This is a genomic window from Bacillus sp. AFS001701 (assembly GCF_002559405.1).
Lineage (GTDB): Bacteria > Bacillota > Bacilli > Bacillales > Bacillaceae_G > Gottfriedia.
Genome location: NZ_NTZO01000192.1, coordinates 1 through 23,497, shown reverse-complemented (window position 1 = coordinate 23,497; position 23,497 = coordinate 1). Strand labels below are relative to the sequence as shown.

At 33.7% G+C, this 23,497-nt stretch carries 21 protein-coding genes and 2 other annotated features; of the genes, 4 read left to right on the top strand and 17 right to left on the bottom strand.

Translation table 11 applies throughout. The features are described 5' to 3' along the window. Positions 1 to 48: 48 nt before the first annotated feature. From CN514_RS13695 to trpE, 15 genes are all read right to left on the bottom strand, one after another. Entirely contained in the window at positions 49 to 1,293 is a 1,245-nt protein-coding gene (locus CN514_RS13695; protein ID WP_098233076.1) for a type III PLP-dependent enzyme, read from the bottom strand. A gap of 27 nt (positions 1,294 to 1,320) precedes the next feature. Continuing rightward, positions 1,321 to 2,544, bottom strand: a complete 1,224-nt coding sequence (locus CN514_RS13690; protein ID WP_098233075.1) for an MFS transporter — start codon at positions 2,542 to 2,544, stop codon at positions 1,321 to 1,323. A 17-nt stretch (positions 2,545 to 2,561) separates the two neighbouring features. Beyond that, positions 2,562 to 4,652, bottom strand: coding sequence for an IucA/IucC family protein (locus CN514_RS13685; protein WP_098233074.1), 2,091 nt, complete (start codon positions 4,650 to 4,652; stop codon positions 2,562 to 2,564). Further along, positions 4,649 to 6,646, bottom strand: a complete 1,998-nt coding sequence (locus CN514_RS13680) for an IucA/IucC family protein (protein WP_176525905.1) — start codon at positions 6,644 to 6,646, stop codon at positions 4,649 to 4,651. Before CN514_RS13680 ends, CN514_RS13685 begins: the two co-directional genes overlap by 4 nt. 245 nt (positions 6,647 to 6,891) lie before the next feature. Beyond that, on the bottom strand, positions 6,892 to 7,611 hold the full coding sequence (locus tag CN514_RS13675) for a YjjG family noncanonical pyrimidine nucleotidase (RefSeq protein WP_098233072.1): 720 nt from the start codon (positions 7,609 to 7,611) through the stop codon (positions 6,892 to 6,894). Between the two features lie 28 nt (positions 7,612 to 7,639). Then, positions 7,640 to 8,122 carry a DMT family transporter gene (locus CN514_RS13670; protein WP_098233071.1) on the bottom strand — a complete coding sequence of 161 codons (483 nt, stop codon included), beginning with the start codon at positions 8,120 to 8,122 and terminating at the stop codon, positions 7,640 to 7,642. Positions 8,123 to 8,164: 42 nt separating this feature from the next. After that, a complete protein-coding gene (locus CN514_RS13665; RefSeq protein WP_286141677.1) occupies positions 8,165 to 8,863 on the bottom strand; it encodes a Crp/Fnr family transcriptional regulator in 699 nt (232 codons plus the stop codon). 26 nt (positions 8,864 to 8,889) lie between these two features. Beyond that, positions 8,890 to 9,315, bottom strand: a complete 426-nt coding sequence (locus tag CN514_RS13660; protein ID WP_098233070.1) for a DMT family transporter — start codon at positions 9,313 to 9,315, stop codon at positions 8,890 to 8,892. A 498-nt stretch (positions 9,316 to 9,813) separates the two neighbouring features. Continuing rightward, entirely contained in the window at positions 9,814 to 10,605 is a 792-nt protein-coding gene (gene trpA / locus CN514_RS13655; protein ID WP_098233069.1) for a tryptophan synthase subunit alpha, read from the bottom strand. Continuing rightward, positions 10,605 to 11,804 (bottom strand): tryptophan synthase subunit beta, encoded by a 1,200-nt coding sequence (gene trpB, locus CN514_RS13650; RefSeq protein ID WP_098233068.1) that lies wholly within the window; start codon positions 11,802 to 11,804, stop codon positions 10,605 to 10,607. The genes trpA and trpB overlap by 1 nt, the downstream gene beginning before the upstream one ends. Beyond that, a complete protein-coding gene (locus CN514_RS13645; RefSeq protein WP_098233067.1) occupies positions 11,805 to 12,410 on the bottom strand; it encodes a phosphoribosylanthranilate isomerase in 606 nt (201 codons plus the stop codon). It lies immediately after the preceding gene. Further along, complete coding sequence (gene trpC / locus CN514_RS13640) at positions 12,407 to 13,195, bottom strand: indole-3-glycerol phosphate synthase TrpC (protein WP_098233066.1); 789 nt, start codon at positions 13,193 to 13,195, stop codon at positions 12,407 to 12,409. The genes CN514_RS13645 and trpC overlap by 4 nt, the downstream gene beginning before the upstream one ends. Beyond that, positions 13,196 to 14,224, bottom strand: coding sequence for an anthranilate phosphoribosyltransferase (trpD, locus tag CN514_RS13635; RefSeq protein WP_098233065.1), 1,029 nt, complete (start codon positions 14,222 to 14,224; stop codon positions 13,196 to 13,198). It abuts the gene before it with no gap. Beyond that, positions 14,196 to 14,807: an anthranilate synthase component II gene (locus CN514_RS13630; RefSeq protein WP_098233064.1), complete on the bottom strand. Its 612-nt coding sequence runs from the start codon at positions 14,805 to 14,807 to the stop codon at positions 14,196 to 14,198. The genes trpD and CN514_RS13630 overlap by 29 nt, the downstream gene beginning before the upstream one ends. Continuing rightward, positions 14,791 to 16,161 (bottom strand): anthranilate synthase component I, encoded by a 1,371-nt coding sequence (gene trpE / locus CN514_RS13625; RefSeq protein ID WP_286141678.1) that lies wholly within the window; start codon positions 16,159 to 16,161, stop codon positions 14,791 to 14,793. The genes CN514_RS13630 and trpE overlap by 17 nt, the downstream gene beginning before the upstream one ends. A 111-nt stretch (positions 16,162 to 16,272) precedes the next feature. Further along, positions 16,273 to 16,536 (bottom strand) — a binding site (T-box leader). A gap of 44 nt (positions 16,537 to 16,580) precedes the next feature. Further along, positions 16,581 to 16,831: a binding site (T-box leader), on the bottom strand. 237 nt (positions 16,832 to 17,068) lie between these two features. Here trpE and CN514_RS13620 point away from each other — a divergent pair. The 4 genes from CN514_RS13620 (at position 17,069) to CN514_RS13605 (ending at position 21,443) form a co-directional block, all read left to right on the top strand. After that, complete coding sequence (locus tag CN514_RS13620) at positions 17,069 to 18,556, top strand: spore germination protein (RefSeq protein ID WP_098233062.1); 1,488 nt, start codon at positions 17,069 to 17,071, stop codon at positions 18,554 to 18,556. Then, positions 18,553 to 19,644: a GerAB/ArcD/ProY family transporter gene (locus CN514_RS13615; RefSeq protein ID WP_098233061.1), complete on the top strand. Its 1,092-nt coding sequence runs from the start codon at positions 18,553 to 18,555 to the stop codon at positions 19,642 to 19,644. The genes CN514_RS13620 and CN514_RS13615 overlap by 4 nt, the downstream gene beginning before the upstream one ends. Positions 19,645 to 19,655: 11 nt before the next feature. Beyond that, on the top strand, positions 19,656 to 20,741 hold the full coding sequence (locus CN514_RS13610; protein ID WP_286141676.1) for a Ger(x)C family spore germination protein: 1,086 nt from the start codon (positions 19,656 to 19,658) through the stop codon (positions 20,739 to 20,741). Between the two features lie 81 nt (positions 20,742 to 20,822). Next, positions 20,823 to 21,443 carry a DUF47 domain-containing protein gene (locus tag CN514_RS13605; protein WP_097975071.1) on the top strand — a complete coding sequence of 207 codons (621 nt, stop codon included), beginning with the start codon at positions 20,823 to 20,825 and terminating at the stop codon, positions 21,441 to 21,443. Between the two features lie 42 nt (positions 21,444 to 21,485). Here the strand turns inward: CN514_RS13605 and CN514_RS13600 are convergent, their stop codons facing one another. Next, complete coding sequence (locus CN514_RS13600; protein ID WP_098233059.1) at positions 21,486 to 22,280, bottom strand: SDR family NAD(P)-dependent oxidoreductase; 795 nt, start codon at positions 22,278 to 22,280, stop codon at positions 21,486 to 21,488. 83 nt (positions 22,281 to 22,363) lie between these two features. Further along, complete coding sequence (locus CN514_RS13595; RefSeq protein WP_098233058.1) at positions 22,364 to 23,248, bottom strand: LysR family transcriptional regulator; 885 nt, start codon at positions 23,246 to 23,248, stop codon at positions 22,364 to 22,366. Positions 23,249 to 23,497 lie beyond the last annotated feature (249 nt).

Sequence of the window (23,497 nt, the reverse complement as noted above, 5' to 3'; positions counted from 1 at the left end):
ACTTTTTGGGGTCTTGACCAAGAGTTCCTCAGTTTTTTCATACCTAGGTTAACTTTGTACTTCAAAAAACATTCCTTCATTTACAAAATCATACTGCCTAATTAAAGAATCACGGTCTACATAAATTCGTTCTGGATGTGGATGGCTTAGAAAATTATGATGTGAGATTGCCCAGCCATACGCTCCTGCATAGCTAAATAGCAAAATGTCGCCTACCCGTAATTTTGAAACGATGACTTCTCTAGCCAATACATCATTTGGTGTACATAGTTCACCAGCTACTGTAATCTTTTCATCGATTACTTCAGGTCTTTCAAAAGAATATGGCCACTTTTCTACTGGGATGACAGTAAATGGATGGCTTTGCTTCCAAGCTGCAGGAAGTCTTAAATGATGACTTCCACCTCTTAGAATACAAAAATACTCACCGTGATTTTGTTTAATATCTAGGACTTCCGCTGCATAATAGCCACACGAAGAAGTAAGATATCGACCGCACTCAAATAAAGTATTCCAACTTTTGTCATTATGCTTTTCGAGTACTTTTTCCAATTGTTCCGTAAAATCTTCCCAATCAAATTGTTTATCTACCTGTAAGTAATTTATTCCAATTCCCCCACCGACATTTACGTATGTAATGTCTAAGTTCCACTTGTTACTCCACTCTTTTGTCAATCCATAGCAATGATCTACAAAAGAAGCATGGGATTTTGAATCCGTATTATTCGACATGGCATGAAAATGAAAACCTTGTAATTTCAAGTTAGGTAATCCTTCTATAAAGGTAATCGCCTTATCTATTTCTGTCTCATCAATACCAAATTGTGTTGGCACTCCAGCCATTTTTAGTTTAGCTGACGGCACAGAATGACGTAAATTAACTCGTAATAATATTGAAACAGAGACATGTTTTTGCATTGCTATATAATTAACAAGTTTTATTTCATGTAAGCTTTCAACATGAAGTAAGGTTACTCCATACTCTATTGCCATTTCGATTTCATGACGTGTTTTTCCAGGGCCACCGAATAGGATTGGTATATTCCGATCAATATTCCTTACCTTTCCAATTTCTCCTAACGAGGCTACTTCAAAACCATTCACAATTGGTGCCAATGCTTTAAGAATCATTTCATCTGAATTTGCTTTTATTGCATAAAATAATCGACAGCTTGAAGGAAGAGTTGTCATTAATGAATTTACATGATTTCGTAATTTTGTTAGGTCATAAAGATATGCACAAAATGGACGATCTTGCTCTCGACTTTGTGTTTGCACAATATTTGCGATCATTTTCTTACACTCCTAAGAATAATAAAGTTATACTTTTAAGATTTCTCTTCTTTTCAACACAATCATTAAAGTAGTTAAGATGCAGCCAAGCCCCATTACACTTCCCGCCCAGAGAATTCCCAAACTTGATGCTATTGCTCCAATTAATAATGCACCTAATGGAATAAATCCCCTATCCATTAAAGCAATACTCATAATTCTTCCCCTGAGATGATCTGGAACCTGCTTTTGCAGTGTAATTCGACTCAACGTTCTATATGTTTGACTCGTTAAACCAACAAGGAACATTGCCAAACCTGCAACTAGATAATTATTTGTTCCAATAAATAATAGCAATGATAGACCAAATCCAATAATTGAGTAAATTAGCCATTTACCCGTTTCAATACTCTCTTTCCCAATAGATAACCAGCTTGTCCCAATGATTGCACCAATGGAAGAAATCGATAATAAAACACCAAATCCTTCAGGACCGAGATGCAATAACTCTTTAGCAAACAGTGGCGTCATTGTCGTATATGGAAAACCAAATACCATTGGAACAATTGCTAATATAAGCAATGATTGGACTGATGGCTTCTTCCTTACGAAATCGACAGCTTCTTTTATCGTTATTTTTTCATCTTTATCTTTATATTTAATCAATTGGTAGTCTGCCCGAATAATTGCTAAAGAGATTAAGACAGCAAATGTACCCCAAGCATTGATATAAAATAAATTTGCTATATTTGTAATACCTAACAAGATACCAGCGATTGCAGGTCCAATAATTCGCGATAGATTAATAATCATTGTATTAACCGCAAGTGCGCTCACCATTGAACTTTCCGGTACAAGGTTTGGTATTAGCGCATTTCGAATTGGTGGATCCATAGCTGCAAGCATCGAGCGTATCGTCACAATTAGTGCAAACAGCCAAAATGACGGACCTTTTGCGACAAGAAATCCGATCACAAATGTTAACAGCATTATTCCTACTTGAAGCCATATTAACAATTTTCGACGATCAAACCTGTCAGCCATTATTCCCGCTGGAACACTTAATAGAAATGTTGGAACTAATCTACAAGCGTTCATAATGCCTAAATGAATTGGAGAATTTGTAAATTGCAAGACAGCCCAATTTAATGCAACTAAATCCATCCAATCTCCAACTCTAGAAATTAAGCTTCCCGCCATAAAAGTATTAAAGGATTTTGATTGAAAAGCAAAACGTGAATTACTTTTATTCTTTACATCGATTTGTGCCATTTTAAATTCGTTCCCTTTTACTTAAATTCATGAAGAGGATTTGGTACTATTGCGTAAGAATATCCTTTCTTTGTAGGATCTAATCGCATTTTTGTAAGTGCCTTGTGCTCAACCTTCATTTGATAAAGAGATTCGCGGTCGCATGCCACATTTTTTGTCAACTTCGGGTCTGCCTTTAATTTGTCAAAAACTTGATCACATATTTGATGGATTTCTTGCCATAGTTCTCTCTCATTAAGACCGAACTCCTTACAAACTTGTAAAATTAACTCTCCTAAATGGTTTTGAAATACCGTATAAAACAATTTATTGTGCACTTCTTTCAAATCATCTGTCTCCGTTATCGAACCGGCGTAAAGCTCTACATGTAAATTGTTGTTCCTAAGCCTTTCTTTATAAATTCGTAGACCACCCCAATCACGGAAAAGCATCCGGACAGGTTGACCGTTCTTAAATACCATCACACTATTTTGCAAATGTCCCTCTAAACCGATGCCATATTTAACTAATAGTGTCAAAAATCCAGGTAACGCAATATTCGCATATTCTGAAACAAATTGATAAGCAGCCTGTCTAATTGATTTATTTGTCGTTTTACCATACTGGTCAATTAATTCCGAGACGATGGTCTTTTCTGAAATTGGTGATTCTGAAAATAGAGAACTTCCGACAATTGCAACTTCATCATTGAAAGTAAATAACTCAATATTTTCGCGTAATACTGCAGATAAATTCCTATTTTTTTGCTTGTCATTTTCTTTTTTGAAATTGTAACCAGCAACCTCATAAACTGGTACAAACTGTTTACTTAATACTTGCTCTTTTTCCATAATGGACTTTATTAATCTAGTAACAATCGTAGAATTATTCGTTGTATTTGCAGAAATTGTACGAACAGTTGAGGTCATTTGACTGTTAACTGCAACTTTAATTGCATAGTTCATGCGCTCTTGGTTCCCGAGTGGTACAACAGTTCGGAAAGAAGATGTTGATCCACAAGGAACGTGAAATGATCGGATTGGAACAATAGTCTGATCATGCAATTCTTGCTTATAAACTACAGGAATAGCGTTTTCTAGTTGCCATGGATGCACTGGAACGATTACATATTCTTCTAAACGATGGCCTTGTAGCTGAAATTGTTGCTCAACTACATTTCTTAATTCAGGGAAAACCTTAAATAGTAATTTATTTGCATCCTCTTCTAATTCATCTTTCACACACCACTGGGCACGTTCTTTTAAAATGCCGACAAATTGAATTGTAGCTACTCCATCAAACTCAGGTGCATATTGAAAAACATCTTCAGCTTTCATATCGATTTTCGTCTTTGTTCCTGGATGAAGATTATGCCCTTCAACCGAAAGTTGTTCAAAAAATAAGCTACTGTCGAATGCTGAATTTAATTTTTTCTCAAACAGAACCCAGTCTAAAACATTCGTAATCTTAAATTCTGAAGCTCTCTTTTGAAGCTCTTTTTTCTTTTGGTCCCAATACGCGTAGGATAATGCAAGATTCGCACTTCCATTAATTAGTTCCTTTGCAAGCTGCTCCCAAGCAAATTTTTCACTTTCGTATTGGAACTCTTTTTTGTGACGAACAATTTCCAACAGTTCAACCGAGTGATTTATTGGTGTTACTTCTTTCTCAGTAACAAATAATATTTCACCGTCGACCTCAATTCGATTAAACGCATAAGTACGACTTACCGAAATAACCAAACATTCATCCTCATTAAGAGAATATAATTTATAAGTTTTGCCTGATTGTAGGTTATAAGATTGAACCTGTTGAATAACCATTCTCCAATAACTTGTAATAGCTGGTACATTTAGTGCATAGATCGAGTCAATAACGTATAAATCATGTGAATTTGTAGAAAAATTAAGTATGTTTTCTCTTAACATTGAACCGACGAGACGGTTTAAAATACCACGTCTTCCTTTTTCCAGGTTTACCATATAATTTGGAATTAGATTTGGCATATTGCCTACTAAAAAAGTAAGATTTGCAGCTTCATCTGCCAATAGTTCTCCGTTACGTAGTTTTTCAAATGATTCATATAAAAAATCTTTTTCTAATAATACTTGGCTTAAACTTGTGCTCATTCTCTGATTTCTCCTTTCCAGTACGTCATTGGATTTGGAACTTTCATAAATGAATAAGCAGTACTATCTCCTTGTAATCGCATCGTTGCTAAAGCTTTTAAGTTAATCATTGGTTGGAAAAATGCATTTTCATCCAATGATGCTTGCACTTTAATCAAGGGATCCTTTTTTAATTCCTTGAAGATTTCTCTACTAATGTTAACAATTTCTTCCCATAGCTCTTCTTCATCGAACTCTAATGTACGTACTATACAAGTTATTAGCTCAGCAAAATGATTCTGCATAACTGAATACGAAATTATATTATGTAACTGGCTTTCCTCATCTGTAACAATTGATGAACCAGGATAAAATTCTGCTTCAAAACCTTGTTTCCACATTCTTGACGGAAGTATTCGAATTCCACCAAAATCTCTCACTAAAATGCGTACTAGTTCACCTTCTCTAAAGACCGTGACACTATTTTGCATATGACCTTCCAGACTAATTCCATAACGTACCATCATTGTTAAAAAGCCAGGTAACGACGTTCTTGCATATTTACGAATAAATAGTTTAGCAGCCTCGTTCATATCATCTAAATGATTTACACTAGCTAATTTTTCAATTAACTCGATTACAATTGGCTTTTTACTTATTGGGGATTTCGAAATTAATGACGCTGCAGCCATTGGAATTTCATCCTCGTGTAGAACATAGTTTTCGGGATTTTCTCTTAAAATAGAAGCTAAATTTGCTTGAAATTTCCATTGCTCTTCCTCAGTAATATTTAAACATTCGGGCTTAAAATGAATTCCTGCTCGTTCTTCTAGCACAATAAATCTCCCATCAAATCCATATTCCTTTTCTTGAATTGCTTTAAAAATTTTTGAAAGTATCGGACCATTTACAACAGAATTAGGTGATACCGTACGAATAGCACTTGTTGTTTGCACGTTAACTGCCGTTTTTATATGATGTTTTTTCTCTCCTAAATTTTGAATCGGAGCTAAAGATCGAAATGACACTAATGATTGAGTTGGAATAACAAAATCACTGATTGGAATTATTTTTCCTTGCGCAATCTCTTTTTGATAAAATGCATTTAGTGTATTTTCAAATTGCCATGGATGAACTGGTATCAATTCAAAATCACTAAGTTGTAAGCCTTTATTATGTAAAACCGCTTCAACAGCAGGCTGTAGACTTTCATACTCTTTATATAACCAATTTGTAATAGTAGTATGATCAATGGATGTCGTTCGACAAAGGTCTTTTGATACTGCAATAATGACTACTCCTGGTTTGCCACCCCATTCCGGTGAGTACTGAATTACCTCTTCGACACTAAGGCCAAACTTTGTTTTGGCTCCAGGATGTAAAGGATGCCCTTCAACTACACATTGTTCAAAAAATGCAAGTGGACTAAATTCTTTATCCTGTTTCTTTTGATGTAGAGCCCATTCTATTGAAGAATGAACCGAAAATTGTTTAGCCTTTTCCGCTAATTCTTGATGATTGATTGTAGCACCCGTTAGGGCCAACGTTAGATTGGCAACACCATTTTGAATTTCGTGCTTAAATCGTTCATACTGCTTTGTAGTTGCTTCCTCCAACATACCTTCGTTCTTTAATAACTCAATCAGTTCAACAGGATGCATTAGTTCGTTAGATAATGTTTTGTCAATTAAATTTACATCATTAGTTAGATCGAATCTTCCAAGTGAGTGGAATTTGCAAACAGAAACTTGCAGAAGTCTTCCACTAGGTAGATTTACGTTGATTTTTGACACTTCGCCATTTATCCAGGTAATTCTTTCATCTGGTATTAACTTTTCTCTTATAAACGCTTGGAAAAGACGTTGAAAAATTCCTCTTCTTCCTGCTTTCACATTAGAAAGATAGCCTACCAATAATTCAGGTTTTTCACTTTTAAGATAATCCAAAGTTTTTAACTCTTCCTGATCTAAATGCTCATAATATGTTAGTTCATCTTTGTTCTGAATATTAATCATTTCTACACATCCTCTAACGATTTTCATTTAATTCCAAACAGATGATAATGATAATTATTATCAACTTTAAACACATTATCATATTAAGTGATAATGATTATCAGTGTCAATGATTTTTATTCCAATATTTTCTAATTTATGTAAAATAAAAAAGCAAAAAGTATCTAACTTTTTGCTTTAAGTGTGTAAACAAAGTTCAAAAATCAACGATCAGATTGAGGAAAAACTTTGCTTTTTAAGAGGTCTTAGTTAGATGAAGTAACTAAAACCTTCTGTTCAATATTTAAAATCTTATAAAGTTCATCTAGTTTTTGTATTTCATAGGTTGGAACTACATCTGAGTCATTTGAAAGCATTTTTGGATTGACCCAGCAAGTATCAATTCTTGCCCCTGCCCCACCAATTATATCCGCGGTAAATGAATCTCCAATAATCAATGTCTTATCTAATTCAAAATTTGGAATTCGATCAAATACATATTGAAAGTATTCTTTCATCGGTTTTTGATAACCAGTATCCTCAGAAACGAAAATATCTTTAAAGAAAGGATAAATACCAGCCGCATTCAAACGTTTGTATTGTGTCTTTGAAACTCCGTTTGTAACAATATATAATTCGAACTTATGCTGAAGACTTGTAAGTAATTCATACGCACCTTCAACTAATTGATTTCCCTCTCCTAAATAACTTTGGTAAGACTGTTCCAGCAGAAAACCGTCAACTTCAATACCAAACTCTTTAAATAAGGTTGAAAAACGTGTGTTCACCACATCATCTCGACTTATTTTACCTTTTTCAAATGACTTCCAAAGTCCATGGTTTATTTCTTTGTACCTTGCCTTAACTTCATCCGTTAATGGTAATTTTTGATCTTTAAATAGAGAATGTAATGCTACTTTTTCTGCTGCACCAAAATCTAATAATGTATCATCTACATCTAATAATAATGTTGTGTATGTTTTCATAACATTTCCCCATCTCTATTTATTTAATTCATATTTTACTAGATTGATTTTTAACTAGCTTAATACGTTTAAAACTAATTCCGTTTAATTTAAAAATTAATATACCACTTATAATAAGTAAAACACCAATTAATTGCTTAGAAGAAAACGGTACTTTCTCAAGTCCGAGCCATCCTCTAGAATCAAATAATAATGCAAACATTAATTGAGAAGTAAGAACAATTGATATAGCATAAGTTGGCCCTAGAATTCTAGTACTTTTCGTTAAACAGAATACAACACCTACACCGACAATTCCGCTAATCCAATACCAATTTTTCATATTATCTAAAACAAATAATTGCTTACCATCAAATATTAGACCCATTACGAAAGAAGCTAAAAAGCCCATTCCTAATACAAATGTTGTCGTTACCCATATTCCTGTCCGCTCATTTACCTTACTATTGAATATATTTTGTAAACCAATTAGGGATCCTGAAATTAAAGATAATATTAAACCATAAAGCATCAGCTTCACCTCCAAAAAATGACTGTATAAATCCAAAAAATGTTATTCATATATATTATTACCAGCAAGAACACTTAAGCCAGCTCGATTCTTAATAAGGATACCCCCATTTTTCCGCTCCACTAGGTCATCCTTACAAAACTGTTGAATAACTCGATTAACATGTCGATAACTTGTTCCGATCAGATTCGCTGCATCTTTGAGATTAATCGTATTTAAATTATCATTTAGTAAAGAATTCGTTTCATCGTATGAAACCGATAATAGATAACTCGCTAGCCGAACTTCGACAGGATACATTAAATTAAAACTCATCGCATTCGACTTAATATGAAACTTTTCCGTTATAATATCTAATAAAAACTGAAGAAATGGTGCATAGTCTTTAGCAAACTTTTTTAGCCATCGATAATCTATCGCAATCATTTCAACCGCAGAAACAGCCTCAACCGTGTTTATATAATTTGAACCTCTTACGTATTCAATGTCGCCAATTAATTCAAGAGGCTTTTTAAATGAAAGAATTAATGTTTTACCCTCTGCTGTAGTTGTATAAACTTTGACTTTCCCTTTTACTAAAACAAACAAATTTTGTGGTAAGTCTCCTTGGGAGCAAATAAGCTCTCCTTGCATGAATCGATGAAGAGTCATATGAGCTTTTAAATCCTCATTAAACACTTCTTCAATATGAAGTTCAGCTAAAAATTGATTAATTTGTTCAATATGACTAGTGACTTTCAAGTTAACTTCACCTCCAACAATTACTTTTAAGATCCTAGCACGATCACACCAATCATCATCATACCTATTCCAAAAAATTGAGACGGACTAATATTTAGCTTTTTTACTCCGAACCAGCCTCTACTATCATTGATAAAAGTGTAACTTAACTGTGCAATTAAAAGGGTTGATATTGAAAATGTAACTCCATTAAGATGGATCGCTGTTACGTTACAAAAAATAATAAATGCCCCAAATGCTCCACTTGTTAAATAAATTGGATTCACGTTCTTAACATCAGCTAATTTTTTATCTTTTATGAATAGTAGTATGAATAAAGCTACAATAAAACCTGTGAACTGCGTAATCGTAGCTGCTTGCCAAGTACCAATATCACTGCTAATTTGTGAATTTGCAACCCCTTGTAGTGTAATGAGTGCTCCACCAACAATTGCTAATAAAATTCCTTTCATCTAGTTCTCTCCTGACATTTTGATTTCTTCATTATTAAACGATATTGGAAGGTTGTTTGGAAAGGACATATGTCCTAGAGAGAAAAATGAACGTACTCTGCAATTGTGGAGAACTTTTTAAATAATATATATTTCTGTGGATAGTTTGTAGTTATATTTTTTTGGAGTGAGTTTTTTGTGGATACTCCGCTATTATGTGGAGAACTTCCCATAAAAATGTGGAGAACTGCAAAATTAGTGGATAGTTTGTAGTTGAGTTTTTTAAGGAACAGTCCTTATTTTGTGGATACTTTTGGATCATTTTGAAATATTTGAGGTACTGCAAATAAAATTCGATATCGCAATTAAAAATGCTGAATCTGCAATTAAATTCTCGGAACCGCAAATAAAAATTGTAAATCTTTTATAGCTAAGCAATATTAAGGTAGAGAGAATACCCCATAAAACATAAGTAACATAAAAAAATCAGACCACTGATATAGCCTGATTCACTTTATATTAGATTACTTCCTCGCTTACAAAACTTGATTCCATTAAACGTTTAATTTCATTGATCTTATTTTGATTAAATAAATCAACAATTTTACTACCAACAATGACTCCATCACAATCTTGGCTTAATTCCTTTACTTGTTCTGGGGTAGATACACCGAATCCAGCTATTACAGGTTTATTACTAATTTCTTTAACACTTTCTAAAAAGGATGATAGGCTGGCGTCTAGCTCATTTCGAACACCAGTAATCCCTTTTACTGTTACTGTGTATAAGAACCCTCTTCCTTTTTCAGCAATTTTTATGATTCGATCTTTTGGTGTTGCCATTGTGACTAAACGAATTAGTTCTACTCCAAATTCTTCAAGTTGATGAATGATAATCTCTTCTTCTTCGATTGGTAAGTCAGGAATAATACACCCGTCCACTCCTGCTTGCTGAAGGTCAGATACGAACCTGTCAATTCCATAAGCTAAAATGGGATTCATATATGTCATGACGATTAAAGGTACAGAAATTAATTTACGAACTTCTTTTATTTTTTCAATTACAGCTTTTAATGTTGTACCAGCTTGTAATGCTCGAATTCCCGCTCGTTGAATTACTGGTCCGTCTGCTACTGGGTCTGAGAATGGAATACCTATTTCGATTGCTGATGCGCCAAATTTTTCTAGTAAAGCAAGTCTTCCCCCTAAAACTTCTAGACCTCCGTCTCCTGCCATTATATAAGGAATAAATAACTTTTCACCTTTTTTAAGTCGTTCTGAAAATTGGAATTCAATTCGATTTAACATCATTATTTTCCCTCCTTTAATCTCTCACGAACAGTATGAACATCTTTATCGCCTCTACCAGATAAACAGATGACTAAATTTTCATCTTTCTTCATCGTTGCTGCCAGCTTTATTGCGTATGCAACTGCATGTGCACTTTCTAATGCTGGGATTATTCCTTCTAATCTTGCTAGTAATTGGAATGCTTCAAGTGCTTCTTCATCTGTGATCGATTCGTATTTTACTCGTTCAATATCTTTCAAATAGCAATGCTCAGGACCTACTCCTGGGTAGTCAAGCCCTGCAGAAATTGAATGGGCTTCTTGTATTTGGCCATCTTCATCTTGAAGTAAATACATTAATGCACCGTGTAATACGCCTGGTACACCTTTAGTTAAAGATGCTGCTTGCTTATCTGTATGGATTCCATGCCCAGCCGCTTCTACTCCAAATAACTTCACACTTTCATCCGTTATAAATGGATGGAACATACCAATTGCATTACTTCCTCCGCCAATACATGCTACTACTGCATTAGGAAGTTTACCTTCCTTCGTTAAAAATTGTTGTCTTGTTTCTTTTCCAATTACACTTTGGAAATCTCTTACCATCATAGGAAAAGGGTGTGGCCCCATTACTGATCCTAATAAATAATGAGTGTCATCTACATTTGCAACCCAATACCGAAGGGCTTCATTTACTGCATCCTTTAATGTCGCACTTCCGGATTCAACACTAATCACTTTTGCGCCAAGTAATTCCATTCGGAAAACATTCAGTTCTTGTCTACGAACATCCTCAGCACCCATGAAAATAACACATTCTAAATTTAATAGAGCACAAACTGTTGCAGTTGCGACACCGTGTTGTCCCGCTCCTGTTTCAGCAACGATTTTTCGTTTACCCATTCGAATCGCAAGTAATGCCTGACCAATCGCATTGTTAATTTTGTGAGCACCAGTATGATTTAAATCCTCACGTTTTAAATAAATATTAGCTCCGTTAGCATGCTTAGTTAAATTTTCTGCAAAGTAAAGAGGTGTTTGACGACCTACATAATCCTTTAACAAGTTTTCAATTTCCTCATTAAATGCTGGATCATTTTTAATATTTGAATAAGCTTCTTCTAATTCAGTTATGGCTTGAACAAGCGTTTCAGGTATATATTTTCCTCCATACATACCGAAATGACCTTTTACATCTGGAAGTGTGTACGTAGACATTTAAATTCCTCCTAATTTAACTTTTTTTATAAAACTTTTTATTTTTTCTTCATCTTTTTTCCCGTTCGTTTCGACTCCACTACTTACATCAACCATTATTGGTTTTACGACGCTACTTGCTGGTATTACATTCTCAATTGTCAATCCACCGGCTAAAATCAAGTTATCTATTTTCTTTGATTTAACAAGATCCCAGTTAAATGTTGTTCCATTTCCGCCACGATATTTTCCACTCGGGCTATCTACTAAAATATAATCACAATCATATTCTGCGATTTTTTCAACGTCCTTTTCCGACTGAACTCGTAAAGCTTTGATTACTGGAAAGGATAATGAACGACAAAATTCTGGCGTTTCATCTCCATGTAGCTGAAGATGTGTTAAACCAACTTCCTCGTAAATGGATTCCAATGTCTCCTTTGTTTCATTTACAAAAACGCCAATCTTCAACACCGAATCTGGCAGTGATTCGATGATCTTTTTTGCCTCAGAAATTTCAATTTGACGCTTACTTTCTGCAAATACAAATCCAATGGCATCAGCTCCTTCATTGATTGCACATTTAGCTGTTTTTAAATCGGTAATGCCACAAATTTTCACTCTCACTGCTTAGCCTCCTTTAGAATAGGAACCATCAGCTCGCTCATGTTAGATGATAATTCATTGCTCCTCATTAATGCCTCTCCGACTAAAATTCCGTTTGCCCCGACATCTCTTACACGTTTTGCATCATACTGATTGAAAATTCCACTTTCACTAATAATGAAACCTCCGTCTGCTTGAATCAATGGTGCTAGTCTTTCTGTCACACCTAAATTCACTTCAAATGTTTTTAAATTTCGGTTATTAATACCATATAGCTCGGGCTTAATCTTTAGTGCTTTTTCTAAATCTTCCTCATCATGTACTTCCATCAATACTTCAAGATTTTGCTGCTTAGCATATTGATATAAATGATTTAGTTCTGTAAAAGGTAATGCAGCAGCAATTAGTAAAATGATGTTTGCTCCATGCTCTTTTGCGGTATCTATTTGAACTGGATCGATAATAAAATCCTTACATAATATCGGAATATTAACGGCATCACGCACGATTTTCAGATCTTTAAAAGAACCTTTGAAGAAAGTTGGATCAGTTAAAACAGAGATTGCAGCTGCTCCATTTTCTTCATATTTCTTTGCTTGTTCTACAGGATTAAGATTTGTATTAATATCTCCTTTTGATGGTGATGCTCGTTTAAACTCTGCAATTATCGATAAATGATTTGCAGTTTTTAACTGTTCAATTAATGATAAATTCCTTGTTTCATTCGTTATTTTCCGACTAATAGCCCTCAAACTTTTAACTTCGATTTGTTTTTGAGAAATAATTCGATCTAAAATGGTTTCCATTTAAATAACCTCTCTTTTTAGTTTGCTAGTTTTTTCGACTAGTTTTTGTAATTTCTCATAAGCTGCGCCAGAATCGATGCTCTCTTCAGCCTTCTTAATACCATCTGTAATTTGATTGACAACCCCTGAAGTATAGATTGCTAAACCAGCATTTAATAAAACCGTATCTCTAAAAGCTCCTTTTTCTCCTTTTAATACTCGAAGAAGAATATCTGCATTCCTCTTTGCATCTCCACCTTTGATTTCTGTATTTGGGTAATAAGTTAATCCAACTTCTTCCGGATGAAGTGTCATCTTTTTCAGTTCATTATTTTCAAGTAGGACGATATGATTTTCGCCAGCTAACGATGCTTCATCTAAATGCCCTGCACCGTTTAATACAATCGCTCGTTTACGTCCTAATTTATTTAGTACTTCTGCAAATACTTCTAAATAATCTCTTCTGTAAATTCCTAATAGCTGGGTCTCTAATTCAACTGGATTTGTTAAAGGTCCAATTAAGTTAAAAATGGTCGGAATTTGTAGCTCACGTCTAACCTTCATAACTTTTTTCAATCTTGGATGAACATATGGTGCAAATAAAAAGGTAATTCCTATTTCATCTAAAAGCTCCTCAGAAGCTTGTGTTGGAATCGATAGCTCCACACCTAATTGTTCTAATACATCGGCGCTACCTGTTTTGCTGGACATGCTACGATTTCCATGTTTTGCAATTGGAATTCCACTTCCCGCAATTACAAACGCTGATGTTGTACTCACATTAAAGCTCGATGAATTATCTCCACCAGTCCCACAATTATCAATGACATTATGAAACTTCCTAGTAAATCCTACTGTATGATTTCGAATCGCGTTTACTAGTCCTGCTATTTCGTTTACTGTTTCACCTTTTGTTTTTAAAGCAACTAGGAATGCTGCAATTTCACTATCTGATATTCGATCATCCTGTAGAATCTGCCCGACAGCTACTTGCATTTCTTCTACTGTAAACGACTCTCGATTAGCTAAGCGTTGAAGGTACTCTTTCATCTTTTAATTCCTCCTTTATTTCATTTAAAAAGTTTATTAAAAGTTGTTTACCGTATTCTGTTCCAATAGATTCCGGATGAAATTGCATACCGTAGATTGGATATTTTCTGTGTTTAATAGCCATGATTTCTTGATCGTCCATTGAAAATGCTAAAGTTTCAAATACTGGCGGTATCGTTTCCTTTTCAATTACCAGTGAATGGTATCTCATAACCTCTAACGGTTGAGACATGTAGGCAAATAAGTTGCTACCATCATGCCTAATTTTCGATGTTTTGCCATGTTTGATTTGTCTAGCTTTACTAATTTTTGCACCGAATGCATAACCGATTGCTTGGTGCCCTAAGCAAATGCCTAATATTGGGACTGTTTTATGAAAAGTTTGAATGAGTTCATTCGTTTCCTGCTTCTCTTCGGGCTTACCTGGTCCCGGAGAAAGTATGATTGCTTTTGGACTCATTTCTTTTATTTCATCAATCGAAATTTTGTCATATCTAGCGATTTTCATTTCTTCGCCAAGCTCACCCAAAAATTGATAAAGATTGTAAGTAAAAGAATCATAGTGATCAATTATTAAAATCATGATTTTCCTCCAAAAAAGCTTTTAGTTTATTAATGGTTTCTTCATATTCATGTTCGGGTTTGCTGTCATAAACAATGCCTGCTCCTGCTTGAATATAGGCCATTTGATTTTTTAAAATCATCGTTCGAATAGCTAATGCAAAATCAAGGTTTCCATTAATGGATACATAACCGACTGCACCAGAATATACCCCTCGTTTTGAACTCTCTAATTCATTAATGATTTCCATTGCTCTAATCTTAGGTGCACCAGATACGGTTCCAGCTGGTAAGCAAGCAATAAGAGCATCAAGTGAAGTATGTGTTTTTTTTAATTGCCCACTAACTTCGGAAACAATATGCATTACATATTTGTATCTCTCAACGTTCATATATTTTTCTAATTGGATTGATCCAAACTCGCAAACTTTGCCTAAATCATTTCTTCCTAAATCAACAAGCATTTTATGTTCAGCAAGTTCCTTCTCATCCTGTAATAAATCTCTTTCGATCATTAAGTCTTGTTCATCGGTTTTCCCTCTTCGTTTCGTACCGGCTATTGGATTCGTTATGACCTGATTATCTTTAACTTTTATTAAGCTTTCAGGGGAAGTACCAGCGACAACGCTATCACCAAAATCGATATAATACATATATGGTGACGCGTTTTGGATTCGTAATTTCCGATAATAGTCAAATGGATTCCCTTCAAATTTTGCTCCCATTCGATGTGATAGAACGACTTGAAAAATATCTCCTTTTTGAATAAATGACTTTGCCTTTTCTACTTTGGACATGTAGTCAGCTTTACTAACTTCAGACTCGAAAGTAGAAAATACAACAGGTTTTACTTCCTCCTCTTGATTTGAGTTAGCGAGAATTACTTGCTTATACTTCTGAATTTCACTCTTCAAATCTTCAAATGTTGTTTCGTCAGAAAGCTTTGTTCCAACCAAATGAATTTTCTGTTCCAAATGATCAAATACAATAATGACTTCAAAAAACATTAAATGGAGATCTGGCATTCCGATAACGTCTTCCAACTCAACTCCGATTTCTTCAAACTGACGGATCATATCATATCCTACATATCCAATTCCCCCACCAATGAAAGGGATATCCTGATCTTCCAAGCAATCATGCATTGGTATTAACTCTTTCAGTTTTAAAAGTGGATTTCCAACAAACTCTTCTTTTTGACCATTTTTATAGATGATTTGACCACTTTGATTTGTCCCAATCAATTCAAAAGCTGGTTTTGAACCAACAAATGAATAACGGCCAGATTCTTTATGCTTAAATGAACTTTCAAATAAAAACTTTTTGCTAGTGGTCAATTTCTTAAATAATGAAATCGGTGTAAACAAATCCCCCATTATCGTTTCAATGATTATTTCTGCTTTGTTTTGTACTGACAATTTGTTCGACCTCCAAAAATTTAATGATGAATATAAAAAAAGTCCCCTATACGCACAAAGATTGTGCATATAGAGGACGATTAGTTGCTACCGCGGTACCACCTCAGATTGGATCAGATTGATCTGAATCCCACTTTTCGGATACGGGAATAAGTTACTTAAATAATTCCGATACCCTATCCTTTTAACGGTGGAAATCCGTGCATCCCTACTTTACTGTTCAAGATGCCTCTCGTAAGCCCATTCGATAAAGGTTCCTGTATTAGACTCCCACCATTGTCTAACTCTCTGTGACATTCACCAATATTTACTCTTCTTACTCAGCGATTTATTATTATTTAATTTTAAATAAATACAAAAAGGGCCCCCCGTCTTTAAAAAAGGACGAGAGACCCGTGGTGCCACCTTCATTAGCTGATTAACAGCTCGCTTTGTCGGTATCCAATCAACTTTCCATTGAATACCCGTCTTTTGTAACGAGAAGACTACTCGCCAAAGCCTACTACTTATTTAAGGTTCGGTTTGAATGCTCGGAAGTCCATTCGCGATTACTTTCACACTGATTCGCACCAACCATCAGCTCTCTTTAGTTTCCGTAATCATTACTACTCTTCGTCAACGCAAAGTTATTATGGATGTTTATTTAAATTAATTGTCCTTATATTATTATGCAAAAAATAAAAAGTCAACAAGTTTATTTCTACAAGATTCGATTTTTCTACTTTTTAGAAAACTAATATTATACGTTATTGTTAATCTAAAAAACGGAATCTTAAATGATTTTTCATATGAGTCTTCATTGCATACACAACCTAATTTTGGAAAGAATAAACCTAATTAGACCTTCCATCAAAGAGGTATCAATATGAGAACCAATACAACAACAATTAAGTCAAATAAAGAAGAAGTCTTATCGAATAATCTTAAAAATAATATAGAAATGATTCAAGATTATTTAAGTCATACAGAAGATTTGGTTGTTAAGATTATCCATAAAAATGTCCAGATTTTTGCTATTTTGTTTCTTGAGTCAATGATAAAAATTGAGGCACTTCAATCATTTATTATTGAGCCTATTTTAAGAGAAACGAAGGATGAGACAGGCAATATCGTCAAATCATATGAGATTAAAAACTCAACCAATATCTCAAAATTAGGAGATAGTTTATTAGACGGATTTTGTCTAATTTTAGAAGAAAATTGTTCAAATGGAATTCTAGCAGCAGCTTCAGATGATAAGGAACGTGCAATTCAAGAACCTGCTAATGAACAAAATATTAATGGTGCTCACGATGGTTTTGTAGAAAGTATAAATACAAATATACAATTACTAAGAAAAAGAATCCGTACACCTGGGTTAAAGATTAAGTATTTTACGATTGGTAAGATTACGAATACTAAAGTTGCTATGGTATATATCGATTCAATTGTAAATCGAAAACTTGTTGAGGTCATAGAAGAAAGAATTTCAGGCCTTGAATTAGACAGTCTTCGTTCAACAGGACAATTAGAAGAATTGATCGAGGATAGTACGTTTTCACCATTTCCACAAGTATTAAATACAGAAAGACCAGACCGAGCTGCATCATATCTTTTAGATGGAAAAATAAATTTACTTGTAGATGGGAATCCAACAGTTTCTATTGTACCAATTACCTTTTTCGCTTTTTATCAAGCTCCGGATGATTATAATCATCGATGGTTGATTGGTTCATTTTTTCGAATTATTAGGGTATTTAGCTTTATTGTTGCAATTAGCTTACCTGCCATATACATTGCAATCGTATCTTTCCACTCTGAAATACTACCCTTAGGTCTTCTTTATTCAATTAGGGTTTCTTTAGAGTTTGTACCATTTCTCCCTCTCGTCGAAGCTTTTGCAATGCAAATCATATTAGAGCTACTAAAGGAAGCCGCTATTCGACTACCTTCTCCTATCGCTCAAACAATTGGTATAGTTGGTGGGCTAGTTATTGGTACAGCAGTAGTTGAAGCACATTTAGTATCAAATACGATGATCGTTGTAATTGGCTTTACAGCAATAGCTTCATTCGTATCACCAGTTAGTGAGATGGGGACTAGTATGAGACTATTGGGCTTTCCAACGATGATTATGGCTTCAATTCTAGGTTTCTTTGGGATCACACTAACTTTAATGTTAATTTTTATGCATATGTGTAAATTAAAATCTTTTGGCATTCCGTACTTTTCTCCGATGGCACCTTTTCGAAAGGAAGATATAAAGGATACTTTCTTTAGACTTCCTTCATGGAAACAAAATACAAGACCAACTGATGCACGTCCTCAAAAGATTACACAGCAAAGAATATCTAGGGTGTGGAAGAAAAAATGATAACGAATACTAATTCGATTTCTAAATTACAGCTCTACTTTTTTATTATCCAGAGTCAAATCGGTATAGGATTACTCTCATTACCAAATGCTGTTCAAAGTACAGCCAAAGGTGATGGGTGGATTTCTACCTTAATAGCAGGAGTAGTAGTCCAAATTACATTATTCATTTATTGGCTTTTACTAAGAAAATATCCAAATGCTACATATACAGATATCACAAAAAAAATTCTAGGTAAATATGTAGGAAAGTTTTGTAACATCTTTAACTATATCTATTTTATTATGATTGGAAGTCTGGCTTGTGTTCTTTTTATTAGAAGTATAACTCTTTGGTTATTACCGTTAACTCCTATGTGGGTACTATCGCTAATTATTATTTTATCAAGCATTTATTTAACAATTAGTGACCTAAGAATCATATCAAGATTTTTTGTATTAGCATCGGTTTTAATCATTCTTCTATTTTTACTATCGTTCTTTACATTTTATTTACCAAATGAATTACGATTTATCCTACCGATAGGGCATTCAGGAGTGAAAAATATCCTTTTAGGAAGTCATAAATCATTACTCTCAATATTAGGATTTGAAAGTCTTCTCCTAATCTTTCCTTTTGTACTTGATACTGAAAAAGGGATATTAAAAACTGTGAGTCTTGCCAATTTCTCTGTGACCTTATTCTATACATATTTTACCTTTATTTGCTTAGTTAGCTTTAGTCCAACACAACTTCTACAAATTAGAGAGCCTGTTTTATATTTATTTAAAGCCCTTTCGTTTGAAATGATCGACCGCTTAGATTTGATTTTCATATCGGTCTGGATTGTACCAATGACAACTTCGGTAATACTTTACTTATTTTTATCAGCTAAAAGTATCAGTAATGAAAAAACATTTAAGAAAAATGTATGTATTAGTGGAATCTTAATTTTTTTCATAACAATCATACCATTTGATGAAGATCAACTAGCTATCTTTGATAAATACGTAACTTATTTAAGCTATGTGGTTGTATTTGGACTTCCTTTCATTCTGCTTTGTCTATCCTTCATCATTTCGAAAACTGAAAGGAGTGAACAATTATAAGAAAATCACTTTTGATATCCTTATGTTTGTTTACCTTTTTTTTAGCAAGCTGTTGGGATCAAAATCTATTAGTTAATAAAAAAATGATTAATGGCATTAGCTTTGATTTAGATCAAGACGATAATATTTTAGCTACAGTTAGAGCATTAAATATTGAAAATAAAGGTGGAGGACAGTTTGAAGTTAAGGACGAACTTGTTAAAGTAAAGCGGCCTTCTGTATCAGGAATGGAAGTTGACATTAACAATAAACTCCCTGGCCAAATTGATGTAAGTAAATCGCATATTATCTTAATTGGAAGAGATCTTGCTAAAAAAGGAATTTACCCTTTTTTAGAACTTTTTTATCGCCCTAGACAAGCTTATATTTCTACTAGAATTGTAATAGCAGAAGATAAGGCTTCAGACATTATTTCACTCAACCCTGGAACTAGCCCTATTGCATTTGTCATATTAAAAGGTCTACAGGCTGCTGAAAATACAACAAAGATACCGAAAGAAACTGCATTTTCAGCATGGTCACAAATAACAGATACAGGTCGAGATATCGTTTTACCTTTTGTAAAGAAAGACGAAAATGATAAAATTACAATCGGTGGTATAGACCTATTTAATGGGGATAAGTTTTCAGGAATTAGCTTACCTAATGAAAAAGGAAGTCTTTTATTGCTACTAATGGGGCGACTAACTAAATATAGTGAAATGGCTGTACAGTTAGGAGAACGACAATCAATTTCCTTTAGAGTAAAAAAGGTGAAAAGGGATTTAGATGTAAAAGTAGATAAAAAAACGAAAAAAATAACATGTAAGCTAAATCTAACTATTGGTTTAACAATTATTAGTTATACAGGTAAAGTAGGAGAAAAGCTAAACACTGACAAATTAAATAAGGATCTTTCACAAATTCTTACTAAACAGACTGATGAAATCACTAAATCATTATTGGAAGCAAATTGTGACGCATTAGGAATTGGAGGAATCTTATCTAGCTCTTATCCAGATTTATGGAAAAAAATAAATTGGGACAAAGAATATAAGAATGTTAAGTTCAAAACTTCCGTAAAAGCGAAAATTGATCGAACTGGGCCTGTTTTTTAAGAATCATATTTATAATATTTCATACTCTTGAGCAACATAATGTAAGGATTTGAATCAATCTGTTTTTAGGAGGAACCCTACTTGAGACTAGGTAAAAAAAATGATACATTCTTTGAAATGCTCTTAAATATTGCAAATAATGTAAATGAATGTTCGATTTATTTTGATGATTTTAAAATAAAAAATGCTACTGATTTAAAAACATTCTCTGCAGAAATGAAGGCTTATGAAACAAAAGGTGATACATTTATTCATCAAATTATCGTTGAATTAAATAAAACATTTATTACACCAATTGAACGTGAAGATATACTAGAACTTGCTAATAAAATGGACGATGTACTAGACGGAATGGAGCAATGTTCAGCAACATTTGAAATGTACTCCATCGTTCAAATAGATGAATTCATGGTGAAATTTGTTAAAAATATTCGTAGTGCCGCGAATGAAATATTAAAAGCAATTCAGTTACTTTCGCGGAAGAAATTATTAGAAATGCGCGTACATGCGATCCAAGTAAAGGATTATGAGTCACAGTGTGATGCGTTATTACGTACTTCCATTAAAGAACTATTTAAAAATGAAAAAGATCCAATCAAAATAATTCAGTTCAAAGAGATTTATGAAATGTTAGAAGCAGTTTCTGATAGTGCACAAGATGTAGCAAATACACTTGAACAGATTATTATGGGTAATGCGTAATTAAATGTTTTAAAAAAATACAGCCTAATTAGACTGTATTTTTTATTTCTCTTCTAATAGTTTTTTTGCTAGTTTTCTAACGATTGAACGTGGGATGAATCGAACAGATTGTGCTAAAATTTTATTCTTAATGCCTGTTATAACAATCGTTTTCTTCTTATTAACTGCCTCATAAGTCAACTTCGCAACTTTTTTTGGGGTCATAATTTTGCCTTTAAAAAGCTTTGATTTATTTCCACCGGACGAATTTATAATTCCTGTTCTAGTCGGTCCTGGACAAACTGCTGTTACGCTAACTCCTGTATGTCTTAATTCCTCTGAAAGAGCTTCACTAAATGATAGTACATAAGCCTTTGAAGCTGCATAGACAGACATTAAAGGTCCTGGTTGAAAAGCTGAGGTTGATGCAATATTAATAATTTGTCCTGATTTTTTTTGAATCATATTTGGTAGGAAGTATTTTACTAGCTCTGTTAAAGTAATGATATTTAGCTGAATCATCTTTAACTCTTTTTTTAAATCAGTCTGACCAAAGCCTCCGTATAAGGCAACCCCAGCGTTATTTACTAGAATATCAATCTCCATTTGAGATTTTGAAACTAGATCAAAAATGGACTGGGCAGAATTTACTTTAGAAAGGTCTTCTGAAATAACCAATACTTTTATATTGAATTGCTTCATCAATGAACTAGCCATTTCTTCTAATTTAATTTTATTTCTTGCAACTAATACTAGGTTGAAATGATCTTTTGCAAATAACTTTGTTAACTCATAGCCGATCCCTTCCGTTGGTCCTGTAATTAATGCTGTTTTATTCTTTTGTTTTCTTAAATTCATCATGATTATCCTTTTATCGTTTTATCGTTAGAACACTTTTCGTTTTACTATATGTTCAATTACATAAAAAAAGGATTCCTACTTTATTTCTCGTAATATTTTTTAACTAACTCAATAAATATTTCCATCGATTTCGTTTGAAGTTCGATTTTATCTGTGATAATTGAAAAATTCCGTTGAATAGGTGTCCCCTCTACTTTTAGGTAATCAATGGTATTTAATTGCTTTTCTTTTTTTATTGCTAGCTCAGATAGATAGGTAATTCCCATGCCAGCTTCTACAGCTTCTTTAATTAATTGTGTACTACCAAATTCAATTATATTTTTAGGACGAATCTTTATTAATTCAAATAATCGTTCAGTCGCTTCCCTTGTTCCAGATCCTTCTTCCCTAACAATCCAAGTTTCATTTTCAATTTGATTCAATGTCAAAGCTTCAATAGCATATATTTCGCTCTTAGTTCCAGCAATAATATACATTTCGTCATTCGCAAAAGGCTGTATATTTAAATTTGTATGAGTCGCTTCGCCTTCAACTATACCAATATCAATTTGATAGCTTAGTGCAGCCTGAACAATTTCTCGAGTATTCCCTATTTGCACAGATGGAATGACATTCGGGTAAAGTCTCTTCATTTCCGCTAAAATTTGCGGTAATACATATTCACCAAATGTATAACTAGCACCTATTTTAAGATGACCACTAGCCTCATTCATTAGATCATTCACAAGTGTCGACATCCGCTTGTATAAACTAGTTATTTCCTTAGCATGCAAATAAACAATTTCTCCAGCCTTCGTTAACTGAACATATTTATTTGTTCTAATTAAAAGCTTTGCACCGATATGCTTCTCAAGTAATTGAATTTGCTGACTAACGGATGGTTGAGTCATATGTAACTCCTCAGCCGCTCTTGAAAAGTTTCTTTTTTCAGCGACCGCCATAAAAACTAAAAGAATTTGATCCATACTCTATCTCCTAGTATTAGATTTACTTATTATCAATATTATCATCATTTATTTTTCTTATAATAAAAGATTTGATAGAACAGGTAAATAGAAAAGACTGTTGAAAAATGAGTTTGTCAAATAATCGCCAATTAGTTGATTTCCACTAAAGGCTGTTATATGTAAGTTACTTTCGTATTTTTGCTATTTTACTTACTCTTGAACCTGTTATGTGTAAGTTACTTTCGTATTTTTGCTGATTTACTTACT